The organism is Chromobacterium sp. Ag138, assembly GCF_055181315.1.
The window spans coordinates 3,062,643-3,076,128 of the sequence record NZ_JBUPWA010000001.1; the positions used below are offsets into that span (position 1 = coordinate 3,062,643).

Annotated in this window: 10 protein-coding genes; 3 read left to right on the forward strand and 7 right to left on the reverse strand. The window is 66.6% G+C overall.

The features are described 5' to 3' along the window. Positions 1-78 precede the first annotated feature (78 nt). From ACY3GB_RS14245 to ACY3GB_RS14265, 5 genes are all read right to left on the reverse strand, one after another. Positions 79-1,599: a diguanylate cyclase domain-containing protein gene (locus ACY3GB_RS14245; protein WP_463089314.1), complete on the reverse strand. Its 1,521-nt coding sequence runs from the start codon at positions 1,597-1,599 to the stop codon at positions 79-81. Positions 1,600-1,705: 106 nt separating this feature from the next. Then, a complete protein-coding gene (locus tag ACY3GB_RS14250; protein ID WP_463089315.1) occupies positions 1,706-2,431 on the reverse strand; it encodes a LytR/AlgR family response regulator transcription factor in 726 nt (241 codons plus the stop codon). Next, on the reverse strand, positions 2,419-4,131 hold the full coding sequence (locus ACY3GB_RS14255; RefSeq protein WP_463089316.1) for a response regulator: 1,713 nt from the start codon (positions 4,129-4,131) through the stop codon (positions 2,419-2,421). The genes ACY3GB_RS14250 and ACY3GB_RS14255 overlap by 13 nt, the downstream gene beginning before the upstream one ends. Positions 4,132-4,196: 65 nt before the next feature. Next, positions 4,197-6,338: a UvrD-helicase domain-containing protein gene (locus ACY3GB_RS14260; RefSeq protein ID WP_463089317.1), complete on the reverse strand. Its 2,142-nt coding sequence runs from the start codon at positions 6,336-6,338 to the stop codon at positions 4,197-4,199. 97 nt (positions 6,339-6,435) lie between these two features. Further along, the gene (locus ACY3GB_RS14265) at positions 6,436-7,194 is read right to left on the reverse strand and encodes a substrate-binding periplasmic protein (protein ID WP_463089318.1); all 759 of its coding nucleotides are present in this window, start codon (positions 7,192-7,194) and stop codon (positions 6,436-6,438) included. A gap of 123 nt (positions 7,195-7,317) precedes the next feature. Here ACY3GB_RS14265 and metH point away from each other — a divergent pair, with 123 nt between their 5' ends. Genes metH through ACY3GB_RS14280 form a run of 3 tightly spaced genes read left to right on the forward strand, consistent with a single transcriptional unit; the run spans position 7,318 to position 11,972 of the window. Further along, entirely contained in the window at positions 7,318-11,031 is a 3,714-nt protein-coding gene (metH, locus tag ACY3GB_RS14270) for a methionine synthase (protein WP_463089319.1), read from the forward strand. 12 nt (positions 11,032-11,043) lie between these two features. Then, positions 11,044-11,547, forward strand: a complete 504-nt coding sequence (locus ACY3GB_RS14275; protein WP_463089320.1) for a DUF2878 family protein — start codon at positions 11,044-11,046, stop codon at positions 11,545-11,547. Continuing rightward, positions 11,544-11,972 carry a hypothetical protein gene (locus ACY3GB_RS14280; RefSeq protein ID WP_463089321.1) on the forward strand — a complete coding sequence of 143 codons (429 nt, stop codon included), beginning with the start codon at positions 11,544-11,546 and terminating at the stop codon, positions 11,970-11,972. The genes ACY3GB_RS14275 and ACY3GB_RS14280 overlap by 4 nt, the downstream gene beginning before the upstream one ends. Before the next feature lie 43 nt (positions 11,973-12,015). Here the strand turns inward: ACY3GB_RS14280 and ACY3GB_RS14285 are convergent, their stop codons facing one another. Both ACY3GB_RS14285 and ACY3GB_RS14290 read right to left on the reverse strand, forming a co-directional pair. Continuing rightward, positions 12,016-12,810: a hypothetical protein gene (locus tag ACY3GB_RS14285; protein ID WP_463089322.1), complete on the reverse strand. Its 795-nt coding sequence runs from the start codon at positions 12,808-12,810 to the stop codon at positions 12,016-12,018. A gap of 84 nt (positions 12,811-12,894) precedes the next feature. Continuing rightward, positions 12,895-13,419, reverse strand: coding sequence for a hypothetical protein (locus ACY3GB_RS14290; RefSeq protein WP_463089323.1), 525 nt, complete (start codon positions 13,417-13,419; stop codon positions 12,895-12,897). Positions 13,420-13,486 lie beyond the last annotated feature (67 nt).

The window sequence follows — 13,486 nt, forward strand, 5'->3', positions numbered from 1 at the left end:
GGGCGGCCCGCTGTTTCATGCACTGTCCCGGCAGGGGTGCTGGAAATCGCTGCCGCGGCTTCTGCTGCGCGCGCAGCGCTAGTCCACGGTTTCGGAATGGCGGCTGGGCGACTGCTTGTTGCCGTACATCTTGCGGTCGGCCACCGCCAGCAGTTCGTCTATCAGCAGGCCGTCTTCCGGGTAGTAGGCGATGCCGATGCTGACGCCGACCAGCACCCGGTGCTGGTCGATCTGGTAAGGCATCTGTATCGCCTGCTTCAGCCGCGCCGCCACCTTGTCCGCCTCGCGGTTGGACTCGATGTCTTCCATCAGGATCACGAACTCGTCGCCGCCGATGCGGGCGACGGTGTCTTCATTGCGGATCACGTCGCGGATGCGGGCCGCGATCAGCTGCAGCACCCGGTCGCCGACCACGTGGCCGTAGGTGTCGTTGACCGGCTTGAAGCGGTCCAGATCCAGGAACAGCAGGCCCAGCCGCTTTCCGCTGCGGTCCAGCCGGGTGATCGCGTGCTGCAGCCGGTCGTAGAACAGGTTGCGGTTGGCCAGGCCGGTGAGGCGGTCGTGGTTGGCGAGGTGGAACAGCTGGCTTTCGCGCTGGCGGCGATTGTCGCTGCTGCGCACGAAGCTGAAGCCGGCCAGGCCGATGCCCAGGCCCAGCAGCAGCGACAGCAGCATCCATACCGTCCATTCGAACAAGCCGATCTGCGCCCAGCCTTGCTGCCAGCTCAGCGTCAGCCGCAGCGGCTGGCTGCCGCCGCCCAGCAGCTGGCTGGTCTCCAGCCGCGGGAACAGCAATTTCTCCAACGCGCTGGGATGGGCGCCGCCCAGGTGCAGCGCCTGGCCTTCCGGCGGGCGCAAGGGGTCGTCGCGGTGGCGCAGGCCGACTTCCATGCCCGGCGGCAACGCGATGTCGGTGGGCAGCAGCGAATCGGCGCGGACGAACAGCATCACGAAATGCTGGGGCAGCAGGCCGATCAACTGGTCGTCGAGGCGGTCGTCCACTCCGCGCAGCAGCACATAGCCGGGGTCGCTCTGCGGCTGCAGCCGCAGCTGGCGCGACAGCGTGGCGCGGCCGCTGTTGATGCAGTCCTGCAGCGCCTCGCGCAGCCGCGGCTGCTGCCAGGCGTCCCTCCCCACCAGCCGCAGATTGGCCTGCGACTGCGGTTCGGCGTACATCAGCGGGAAGTAGGCGTCCTGTTCCGGCAGGCGGACGCTGCCGCCTGCGAAGCCGCGCAGCCGATAAGCGGCGCCGTAATCGCGCTGCAGCGCGCGGTCGTAGCCGGCGACCTGTCCGGCCGGCACGCGCTCGATATGGGCCAGCGTGGTGATCTGCGGATAGCGGCGCAGCAGCTGCGCGACGAAGGGGTGTTTCTGGCGGTGTTCGGTGCGGTGGTCGATGCCGCTGAAGGTGGCGTAGCTGTCGAGTATGGTTTCATTGGCGAGCAGGCGCTGCTTCAATTGCTCGGTCAGTTGCTGGAGCTGGCTGTTGAATTGCTGTTCGGCGCCCAGCAGGGAGCGGCTGGCGATGGACAGGGCGGCAAGCGCGCTCAGTATCAGCCATAGGACGAGGCACCCAGCATAGACCAGTCTTGCGTGCATGTTAAAACCATCGACATATATTCAGCAGTGAACGATTCTATAAGAACAGCGGGTCTATTTTTTAGCAATAAGCCGGGGAATGCCGGTTTTAAGTAGTAGTACGTAATCAATTGCCTAGGCTCAGCGCGGCGCGCAGCGCGTGGATCTGGCGGCGGCTGACCGGCAGCGGCGTCGGGATGTCGCGCAGTCTTACAATCCATTGCTCGTCGCCGCCGTCGTCGCCGCGGCACAGTTCCTGCACCGCGTGGCGCATCACCAGGCAGTTGCGGTGGATGCGCAGCGCCGATGCGCCCAGCCGTTGCTCCAGCGCCACCAGCGCGTCGTCCAGCAGGTATTCGTTGTCCGAGGTGACCAGGGTGACGTACTTGAGCTCGGCTTTCAGGTAGCGCGCGTCGGCGAAAGGCACGTTGAGCAGGCGGCCGCGCTGGCGCACGGTGAAACTCGGCTGCTGCCTGCCCTCCCGCCGCGCTTGGGCGCGTTGCAGCGCCTGTTCCAGCCGCTCGCGCCGCACCGGCTTGAGCAGGTAGTCGGCGGCGTCCAGTTCGAAGGCCTCCACCGCGAAGTGGTCGTGGGCGGTGCTGAACACCAGCGCCGGCGCCAGCGCCTGCTGCCGCAGCTGGCGGGCCAGCGCGATGCCGTCCAGGCCGGGCATGCTGATGTCCAGCAGCAGCACGTCGACCGGGTGGCGGGCCAGCCAGTCCAGCGCCGTCTTGCCGTCGGCGAGGCAATGGACCTCTCCTACGCCGCAATCGGCCAGCAATTGGCGCAGCCGCTCGCAGGCCAGCGCCTCGTCGTCCACCACCAGCGCCCGCAGCGCGCTCACAGCGCCCATTGCGGCTTGTCCATCTTGTTCACCAGCGCGCGCCAGGAGTGCAGGATCTTCTGGAACTTGTTGTTGGTGGGCGCGATGTCGCGCACCTTGCCCAGCAGCTCGTAGGCGCGGCGCATATGGCTTTCATGCCAGCCGTTCTGGCTGACGTAGGCCATCACCGCGTTGATCAGGTTGAGCATGATCTGCACGTTGTGCGGCATTTCGTCCAGCGCCTTGACGAAGCGCTCGATCGCCGCGTCGAACTGGCCGGACTGCGCCTCGCGCACCGCCTGGTTGTTCAGCTCCAGCACCGATTTGACGTTCTGGGCGATCAGCTGGCGGCCGGCCTGGCTCAGGCCGATCTCCTCGAACATGTCGCCGAAGTGGGCCAGCATGTCTTCGTCGTCGTGGTGGTTGCGCACCAGGTATTCCATCACGTCGTTGCCCTGGCTGTCGCGTCCCTGCTGGTAGCAGGCGCGCGCGTACTCCAGCTGCGATTCCTGATCCAGCTTGGGGGCCAGCTGCTTGAAGCGCTCGCCGGCGGCTTGCAGCAGCTCGCGGGCCTTGTCGGCGTTGCCGTTCTTGGCCTGCAGCTGGCTGTCCATCACGCCGGCCAGCCACTCGCCTTCCTCGTTGTAGCGGTAGTCGTGGCGCAGGCTGGCCAGCGTGCGGGCGGCGTTGCCGCTGTCGCCCCGGGCCAGCTGGACCCGAAGCAGCGCCGCGTAATGGGTGGGGCTGCGGTGCCAGGAGTACTTGGCGATGTCCAGCGTCTGCTGGCAGGCGGTTTCGGCGGTGGCGAGGTCGTGGTTGAGCAGCGCGATCTGGGCCAGCTGCTGCTGGCGGCGGAACACCACCGGCGACATTTCGGTCGCGGTCTGCAGCGTGTGCTGGGCGCGGTCCAGGTCGTGGCTGCGGTAGAGCCGGGCCAGCCAGTCGTAGGCTTCCATCACCTGGTTGTTGTCGGCCAGCACCGCCTCGAACAGCAGCCGCGCCTCGTCGTGGGACTTCAATCCGGCCAGCGACTTGGCCAGCCCCATCTTGGCCCAGGTGGAGGGGCGGACGCGCAGCGCCTGCATATAGGCGTCGCGGGCGGTGTCGAAGTCGTTGATCTTCAGCGCCAGCGAGCCTTTCAGCCGCATGAAGTCGAGCGCGAACTCGCCGTTTTCCTCGATCTTGAGGCCGCAGGTTTCGATGGCGGACAAGTATTCATGGCGCAGCACGCTCTCGTCCACCAGCCGCAGGGCCTCGCGCTTGCGCATCGCCCGCTCCAGCCGGTCGCGCAGCACCTCGCCGGTGAACGGCTTGAGCAGGTAGTCGTCGGGGGTCAGTTCGGCGGCGGAGATCACCCGCTGCGCGCGGCGCTCGCCGGTGACGATCATGAATACGCAGGACTGCTTGAGCAGGTTGCGCTCCCGGATCTCCTCGAACAGGTAGAGCCCGTCGTAGCCGTTGCCCAGATCGTAGTCGCACAGCACCACGTCGAACTCGTACTTGGCCATCTTGGCCAGCGCGTCGCTGGCCTTGGCCGCGTACTCGACCGAGTTGGCGCCGAACGACGACAGGGTCATCGCCAGCGCGCGCTGCATCTGCGGCAGGCTGTCGATGATCAGGAACAGCCGTTTGGCGTAGGGATCGTCGAAGGCGGCGCTGCGCGCCGGCGCCGTCTTCACGTGATGCACCGGCGCGGGCGCCGCCGCCGGGGAGGGAGTGGTTTCGCTCATGACGCCTCGTCGGCTCGCTCTATGCTGTGGTTGCGGATCGCAGTGTCGGCGGCGCGCGTCCCGGCTCAGGCCGGGCTCAGTTTCGCATAGCGCATATCCAGCCATTTGACGCCGTGTTCGGCGAAGTTGATTTGCAGCCGCACATCCTCCCCGTTGCCCTCGGCGTCTATCACCACGCCGATGCCGAACTTGGCGTGGCTGACCGCCTGGCCGATGGACAGACCGTAGGCGTTTTCCGCCTGCCGGCGCGGCATGGCGGCGGCGCGGCGCGCCTGCTGCGGCGCAACGGGTGCTTTCACTGTAGCAGACAGCGAATGGATCAGTTCGGCCGGAATCTCGTCGATGAAGCGCGACGGGATAGGGTAGCGGCTCTGGCCGTGCAGCATCCGGCTCTGCGCGCTGGACAGATACAGCCGCTTGCGGGCGCGGGTGATGGCCACGTACATCAGCCGGCGCTCTTCCTGCAGGCCCTTGCCGTCCATCACGCTGTTCTCGTGCGGGAACAGGCCTTCTTCCAGCCCGCTGACGAATACGGCGTCGAATTCCAGGCCCTTGGCCGCGTGCACCGTCATCAGCTGCAGCGCGTCGCTGCCGGCGTCGGCCTGGTGCTCGCCGGCCTCCAGGCTGGCGGCGGACAGGAATTCGGTGAGCGCCTGTTCCGGCTGGTCGGGCATGAAGCTGGCGGCGGCGTTGACCAGCTCGTCCAGGTTGGCCAGCCGCTCCTCGCCGTCCTTCTTGTCCTGCTCGTACATGTCGCGCAGGCCGCTGCGGTCTATCACCAGGCTGATGGTTTCGGCCAGGCTGAAGTCGCGGCTCTGCTCGCGCAGCCGCTCAATCAGCAGCACGAATTCGCCGATCTTGGCGGCGGTGCGGCCGCTGCCGGCGCCGCAGGCGGCCTGCCACAGCGAGATGCCCTGCTCGCGGCCGGCGGCCTGCAGGTTTTCCACGCTGCGCGCGCCGATGCCGCGCGCCGGCACGTTGATCACCCTGAGCAGCGCGTTGTCGTCGTCCGGATTGGCGACCAGCCTGAGGTAGGCCAGCGCGTGCTTGATTTCCTGGCGCTCGAAAAAGCGCAGGCCGCCGTAGATGCGGTACGGGATCTGGGCGTTGACCAGCACGTGCTCCAGCAGCCGCGACTGGGCGTTGGAGCGGTACAGCACCGCCATGTCGGACAGCGCCAGGCCGTCGCGGTGCAGGCTCTTGACTTCGTCGATGATGAATTCGGCTTCGTCGCCGTCGCTGCCGGCCTGGTAGAAGCGGATCTTTTCGCCCTCGCCGGCGTCGGTCCACAGGTTTTTGCCCAGGCGGCCGTCGTTCCGTTCGATCAGCGCGTTGGCGGCGTTGAGGATGTTGCCCATCGAGCGGTAGTTCTGCTCCAGCCGCACCGGTTCGGCCACGCGGAAGTCGGACAGCAGCGCGCGCATATTGCCGACCTCGGCGCCGCGGAAGGCGTAGATGCTCTGGTCGTCGTCGCCGACCGCGAACAGCGCGCCGTGCTCGCCGGCCAGCAGTTTCAGCCACGCGTATTGCAGGCGGTTGGTGTCCTGGAACTCGTCCACCAGGATGTGGGCGAAGCGGCTGCTGTAATGCGCGCGCAGCGCCTCGTTGCGGGACAGCAGTTCGTAGCTTCTGAGCAGCAGCTCGGCGAAATCGACCACGCCCTCGCGCCGGCACTGGGCGTCGTAGGCGGCGTACAGCTCCACCAGCTTGGCTTCGTACGGGTTCAGCGCCGGCGGCAGCGATTCGGCGCGCAGGCCGGCTTCCTTGTTGCCGTTGATGAAGCTTTGCACCGCGCGCGGCGGATATTTCTCGTCCGACAGCTCGAGGCTTTTCAGCAGGCGCTTGATCGCGGCCTGCTGGTCGGCGGAGTCGAGGATCTGGAAGGTTTGCGGCAGGCCGGCGTCCCGGTAGTGGATGCGCAGGAAGCGGTTGCACAGGCCGTGGAAGGTGCCGATCCACATATTGCGCACATTGACCGGCACCAGCGTCGACAGCCGCGTCTGCATCTCGCGCGAGGCCTTGTTGGTGAAGGTGACCGCCAGCACCCCGGCCGGCGAGGTCTGGCCGGTGGACAGCAGCCAGGCGATGCGGGTGGTCAGCACCCGGGTCTTGCCGCTGCCTGCGCCGGCCAGCACCAGCGCGCTCTTGGCGGGCCAGGTGACGGCGCGCAGTTGTTCGGGATTCAGGCCGGCTAACAGATCGCTCATGTCGGGACGCTTTTTCGCTGCAAAAACGCCATTTTAGCATGCGAGTCCGGCGTCCCGTTCCCGTCCGGCGGCGCGGGGGATCAGCCGGAGGCGGCGTTTATTCCTGCCACAGGTAGTGCGACATCAGCGTCTTCAGCCGGCCGCTCTTGTGCAGGCGGTCGATCGCTCGGTTCAACTGGTCCAGCTTCACCGGCGAGCGCTGCGACAGCGCGCACATCGTCGGCTGCGACGACACCACCAGCGGATGGATCTTGAAGCTGGCCGCCTCCTGGGCATGGCCGCGCGCCCACCAGACGTAGGTCAGCTCGGTGACGATGGCCACGTCGCTCAGCCGCTTCTCCAGCGATTTGGGCAGCAGGTCGAAGCGGGCTTCGGTGACGCGCTCGCTGCGGTTGCCGGACCACAGGTATTCCAGCGACGGGTAATGGTAGCCGTGGATGGTGCCGATGCGCTTGCCGGCCAGATCGTCCAGCTGCCGCAGCGGGGGCAGGCTCTTCAGCGACAGCATGCGCTCGGTCAGCGGATAGATTTCATGGCTCCAATTGAGGCGGGCTGAGTTGGCGAACCAGTCTGGGTTGGCGTTGCAGATGATGTCCACCTTGCCGGTCTCTATCGACGGCTCCACCCGCCGCCGCGCCAGCAGCATGAACTGCGGCTTCAAGCCCATCTCGTCGGCCAGCAGCGCGCCCAAATCGCGGGCCAGGCCCCCGCTCAGCGTGCTGCCGTCCTCGGCTAGCACCGCGATCGGCGCGGCGTCGGTATCCGATACGCCGATTCGCAATGGCGCCGGTTCGGCCTGGGCCATCAAGGAAAATAGACACAACGGCAACACCCATTTCTTATGCAAACTGGCCATATGGGTACTCTCTCAATATTCTATTGCCGGAAGACTGACGCATCGAATGACGATGTTAAGATGGATTGAAGCCCAGAAGTACCAGCGATTGCTTTCGTTTTAGACAAAATACCAGCCACCGCCATGACAAAGCCATTCCTTCATCCCGTTTATCAGCAGTTATCGCAACGCATCCTGATCCTGGATGGGGGCATGGGCACCATGATCCAGCGCCACCAGCTGGACGAGGCCGACTACCGCGGCGAACGCTTCGCCGACTGGCGTTGCGACGTCAAAGGCAATAACGATCTGTTGGCGCTGACCCGGCCCGACGTGATCGCCGGCATCCACCAGGCCTATCTGGACGCCGGCGCCGACATTATCGAAACCAACACCTTCAACGCCACCTCCATCGCGATGGCCGATTACCAGATGGAAGAGCTGGTGTGGGAGATCAACCGCGAGGCGGCGCGGCTGGTGAAAGAGCTGTGCGCGGCGGAGACCGCGAAGAACCCGGCCAAGCCGCGATTCTGCGCCGGCGTGCTCGGCCCCACCAACCGCACCTGCTCCATCAGCCCGGACGTCAACGACCCCGGCTACCGCAACATCAGCTTCGATCAATTGGTGGAGAGCTACACCGAGGCGATAGACGGCCTGGTGGCCGGCGGCGCCGACCTGCTGCTGGTGGAAACCATTTTCGATACCTTGAACGCCAAGGCGGCGGTGTTCGCCATCCACCAGTATTTCGACGCGCGCCCGGACACGCCGCGCTTGCCGATCATGATTTCCGGCACCATCACCGACCAGTCCGGCCGCACGCTGACCGGCCAGACCACCGAAGCGTTCTACAACTCGCTGTCCCATGCCGACGCCGTCAGCTTCGGCCTCAACTGCGCGCTGGGCCCTGACCTGCTGCGGCCCTACGTCGAGGAAATGTCGCGGGTGTCGGCCACCTATGTCTCGGTGCACGCCAACGCCGGCCTGCCCAACGCCTTCGGCGGCTACGACCTGGAGCCGGCGTCCATGGGCGAGTACGTGCGCGAGTGGGCGGAATCGGGGCTGATCAACATCGTCGGCGGCTGTTGCGGCACCACGCCGGAACATATCGCCGCCATTGCCCGCGCGGTGGACGGCGTCGCCCCGCGCGCGCTGCCGTCCATCGAGGCCAAGTGCCGGCTGTCGGGCCTGGAGCCGTTCAACATCGGCGACGGCGATCTGTTCGTCAATGTCGGCGAGCGCACCAATGTTACCGGCTCCCGCGCCTTCGCCAAGCTGATCCTGAACGGCGACTACGCCACCGCGCTGGACGTGGCGCGGCAGCAGGTGGAGAACGGCGCGCAGGTGATCGACATCAATATGGACGAGGGCATGCTGGACGCCCACGCCGCCATGGTGCGCTTCCTGAATTTGATCGCGTCGGAGCCGGACATCGCCCGGGTGCCGATCATGATAGACAGCTCGAAGTGGGAGGTGATCGAGGCCGGCCTGAAGTGCATCCAGGGCAAGGGCATCGTCAACTCGATCTCGCTGAAGGAAGGCCGGGACAAGTTCGTCGAGCAGGCGCGGCTGTTGCGCCGCTACGGCGCGGCGGTGATCGTGATGGCCTTCGACGAGCAGGGCCAGGCCGACACTTACGCGCGCAAGATCGAGATCTGCGACAAGAGCTACCGCATCCTGGTGGACGAGGTGGGCTTCCCGCCGGAAGACATCATTTTCGACCCCAACATCTTCGCCGTCGCCACCGGCATCGACGAACACGCTCGCTACGGCCTGGACTTCATCGAGGCTACCGGCTGGATCAAGCAACACCTGCCGCACGCCAAGATATCCGGCGGCGTGTCCAACGTCAGCTTCAGCTTCCGCGGCAACAACAAGGTGCGCGAGGCGATCCACGCGGTGTTTCTCTACCACGCGATCCAGCGCGGCATGACCATGGGCATCGTCAACGCCGGCGCGCTGGAGGTGTACGACGAAGTCGACGCCGAGCTGCGCGACCGCATCGAAGACGTGGTGCTGATGCGCCATCCCAAGGACGGCGGCGACGCCACCGAACGGCTGATCGAGCTGGCCGAGAAGTTCAAGGGCGAGGCCGCCGGCGAGAAAAAGGGCGAAGACCTTGCCTGGCGTTCCTGGCCGGTGGAAAAGCGGCTGGAGCACGCGCTGGTCAAGGGCATCACCACCTTCATCGTCGAGGACACCGAGGAGGTGCGGCTGAAGTCGGCGCGGCCGATACACGTGATCGAAGGCCCGCTGATGGACGGCATGAACGTGGTGGGCGACCTGTTCGGCGCCGGCAAGATGTTCTTGCCGCAGGTGGTGAAGTCGGCGCGGGTGATGAAGGCCGCCGTCGCCCACCTGGAACCGTTCATCGAGGAAGAGAAGATCCGCTTGGGGCTGGCCGACGCGCCGGCCAAGGGCATCATCATCATGGCCACGGTCAAGGGCGACGTGCACGACATCGGCAAGAACATCGTCGGCGTGGTGCTGCGCTGCAACAACTACCAGGTGATCGACCTGGGCGTGATGGTGCCGTGCCAGAAGATCCTGGACGCCGCCGTCGAGCACAAGGCCGACATCATAGGCCTGTCCGGCCTGATCACGCCCAGCCTGGAGGAAATGAGCCACGTCGCCAAGGAGATGCAGCGGCTGGATCACGCGGTGCCGCTGCTGATAGGCGGGGCCACCACCTCCAAGGTGCATACCGCGGTCAAGATCGCGCCGCATTACCGGCACCCGGTCATCTATGTGCCGGACGCCAGCCGCGCGGTGGGCGTCTGCTCCAACCTGTTGTCCGATACCCTGAAGGACGCCTTCGTCGCCGAAAACCTGGCCGAGCAGCAGCGCGCGCGCGAAGGCCACGCCAATAAGGCCAACCGCAAGGTGGTCAGCCTGGAGGCCGCGCGCGCCAACAAGGAAAAGATAGACTGGGCCGATTACGTTCCGCCCAAGCCGCAATGGCTGGGCGTGCGCCGTTTCGAGAATTACCCCTTGGCCGAGATCGCCGCCTACATCGACTGGACGCCATTCTTCCAGAGCTGGGAGCTGGCCGGCCGCTTTCCGCGCATCCTGAATGACGAGATCGTCGGCGAGTCGGCGCGCGCGCTGTATGAAGACGCCCAGGTCATGCTGAAGCGGATCGTCGACGAGAACTGGCTGGCCGCCAACGCGGTGATCGGCCTGTTCCCGGCCAATAGCGTCAATCACGACGACATCGAAATCCGCGATCCGGACAGCAACGCCAGCCTGATGACCTGGGTCGGCCTGCGCCAGCAGCTGCCCAAGATGGACGGCAAGGCCAACTGGGCCTTGGCCGATTACATCGCGCCCGGGGACAGCGGCGTCGACGACTACATCGGCGCCTTCGCCGTCACCGCCGGCATCGGCATCGAGCCGCACGTGAAGCGCTTCGAGGACGCCAACGACGACTACTCGGCCATCCTGCTCAAAGCGCTGGCCGACCGCTTGGCCGAGGCCTTCGCCGAGCTGATGCACGCCCGGGTGCGGCGCGAGTTCTGGGGCTACGCCGCCGACGAGCATCTGGACAACGAGGCGCTGATAGACGAGCAGTACCGCGGCATCCGCCCCGCTCCCGGCTATCCGGCCTGCCCGGACCACACGGTGAAGACCGAGCTGTTCCAGCTGCTGGACGCGCCGGCGATCGGCATGACGCTGACCGAGGGCTATGCGATGCTGCCCACCGCCGCGGTGTCCGGCTTCTACTTCAGCCATCCGGCTTCGCGCTATTTCGGCGTGGGCAAGGTGGAGAAGGACCAGGTGGCGAGTTACGCCGAGCGGCGCGGCGTGACGCTGGAGCAGGCCGAGCGCGATCTGGCGCCGAATCTGGGCTACGACGCCTAGGCCGCGGCAGCGATGAAACCGTGGATCAAACCGGCGCTGGCCAGCCTCGCCTTCGGCGGCTGGTGGCTGCTGCTGACGCTGTGCCGCGACCGCTGGGTGATGGTGACGCTGGCCGCCACCCTGCTGCTGTGGGAGGCCCTGCCGCGCGGCCTGCGCGCACGGGCGCTGCTGCTGGCCGGCATCGGCTGCCTGCTGGATCTGGCGCTGGCGGCTGCGGGCCTGCTGCGTTTCGTCGGCGTCGGCGCGCTGCCTTTGTGGATGATGGTGTGGTGGCTGGGTTTCGCCTGCTGGTGGCTGTGGCTGCTGCAGGCCTGGCGGCCGTCGCCGCGCTTGCTGATGCTGCTGGGCGCGATCGCCGCGCCGCTGGCCCGCTACGCGGCGTTCAAGCTGCAGGCCTTGCAGCCCGGCGCGGCCTGGTGGCTGCTGTTGCCCTTGCTGGCGCTGCTGTGGGGTTTGCTGCTGCCGCAGACGCTGAGGCTGGGCCATCGTCCGCCGAGGGAAGCCGGGGCCGAATGAAGCGGGCGCTGCTGGGGATGGCGCTGCTGTGGTGCCTGCCTTGGGCGGCTTGGGCCGCGCTCGACAGTGAAACCCGCTGTTTCGTCGCCGACAACGGCGGCAAGCCGGTCCATTTGCAGTTCACCGTGGTCGGCGACGCGGACGCCGGCTGGCAGGCGGCTTATGTCCGCTATGGCAGGCGCGGCCGGCCGATCACGCTGGCTTGGCTGCGCGGCGAGCATGAAGTTCTGGCTGAGGACCGGCCTTGGCAGTTCACCGACGAATGGCTGGAGATCGTCGATGGCAAAGTCCATGGCCGCTATACCACGGTCCACCAGGGCGCTCGCTACTACGGCTTCCATTACCGCGGCGTCGACGGCCGCGAAGTCGAATTCGCCGAGGATTTGGCCGCGCGGGACGCGTCGGGCCGACGCTGCGCATGGTAGCTGTGGATGGATTCGCTGCAGGGCGAGGCGCTGTGGATAACGCTCAGTTGACCGGTTCCAGATAGTCCAGCTGCGGCAAGCGCCGCGCCATTTCCTGGCGGATGCTGGCGCGCATCGCCTGCAGCCGTTCGCGCTCGCTGCCGTTGAACACTCCCGGCAGCACCGTCCAGATGTCGAAACGCACTTCCTGCTCCGATGCGAACCGGTATTTCAGCCGCACATCGGGCCGGCCGCCGCTGTAATCGCCATCGTCCTGTCCGGGATCGCAGCGCACGCAGCGCAGCCGGTATTGCGCCGCCACCGCGTCCAGCGCCTCGATCACTTTGGCGCGGTCCAGCCGGACGGCCGCGACGCGGGCGCGCACGCCGTATTGCTGGCTGTACGGAACGGCGGAGGCGGCGCAGGCTAGCACCGCCGCCAGCGCCAAGGGCGGCGCCAGCCAGCGGCGCGCGGCCGCCGGCATCGCGGCCATCCGCTCATGCCGCAGCCAGGCCAGCCGGCACAGCGGCAGCACCCACAGCGCGATCAGGTCGCCGTAGTCGACGGTGCGGGCGATGGCGAACGGCAGCGCCATGTTGAAAGACTGGATCGCCGGCGTCGACAAAGGGCTTTTCCACCATAGCCAGGCCAGCGCCAGGCCGGCGGCCGACGCCAGAAAGCGGCGCGGCCAGGCCGCCTGCAGCAGCAGGCCGATCAGCATCAGGCCGGCGAAATCGGACAGTTTGCCGCTGAGCCAGCCCGGATGGCTTGGCTTCAGCCACCAGTCGTTGGCCAGCAACAGCAGAAGCGAGATCAGGAAGGGCCAGCTGGCGATGACGGCGGAGAGGCGGCTGCGCATGGTGTGGGAATGGAGAATCGAAGCCGCCATTCTAGCAGAGCGGCCGCGGCCGGCGGCATGCCGGCCATGACGAGGGACAAGGGGTCAGGAACAATCCGCGTTCAGCGACGGATAGGCGGTGTTCAGCAGCCACTTGCCGGCGGTGCCGCCGCTGCCGGGCGCGTTGTAATACCAGAAGCAGACCTTGACCGGGGTGAATTTCTGCCAGGTTTCGCACAGGCCGTCGGCGCGCGCCTGGGTGCATTTCCAGCCTTGGGTGACGCCGACCAGGCTGGCGTCGACGATGTCCTTGGGGCCGCCGCTGGTGCCGCAGTTGACGTGCGGCTTGGTGGTGTCCTGGCTCCATTTGTCGAAGGACTGCTTGAACGCGGCCCAGTTTTCGAACACCGATTTGTCGATCTGGCTTTGCGCGCCGCTGGGCGGCAGCGGCAGCGCGGCGTTTTTCATGTGCAGGCCGACGTGGCCGCCTTTGCCGCCGGCCGCGCGGTTGTCGGCGTCGGACTTGGCGCTGGTCTGGACGTTGGCGTTGGCGGTGCAGGCGGCGGCGTGGATCTGCGGCGCGGCGCTCAGCGCCAGCAGGGCGAGGAGGGGGTAGCGGGACATGCGCATGGACGGTCTCCTTGGCCAGTCTGGGAGTGGCCTCATGCCATCGGCGATGGCTGTGGATAAAAGAGGA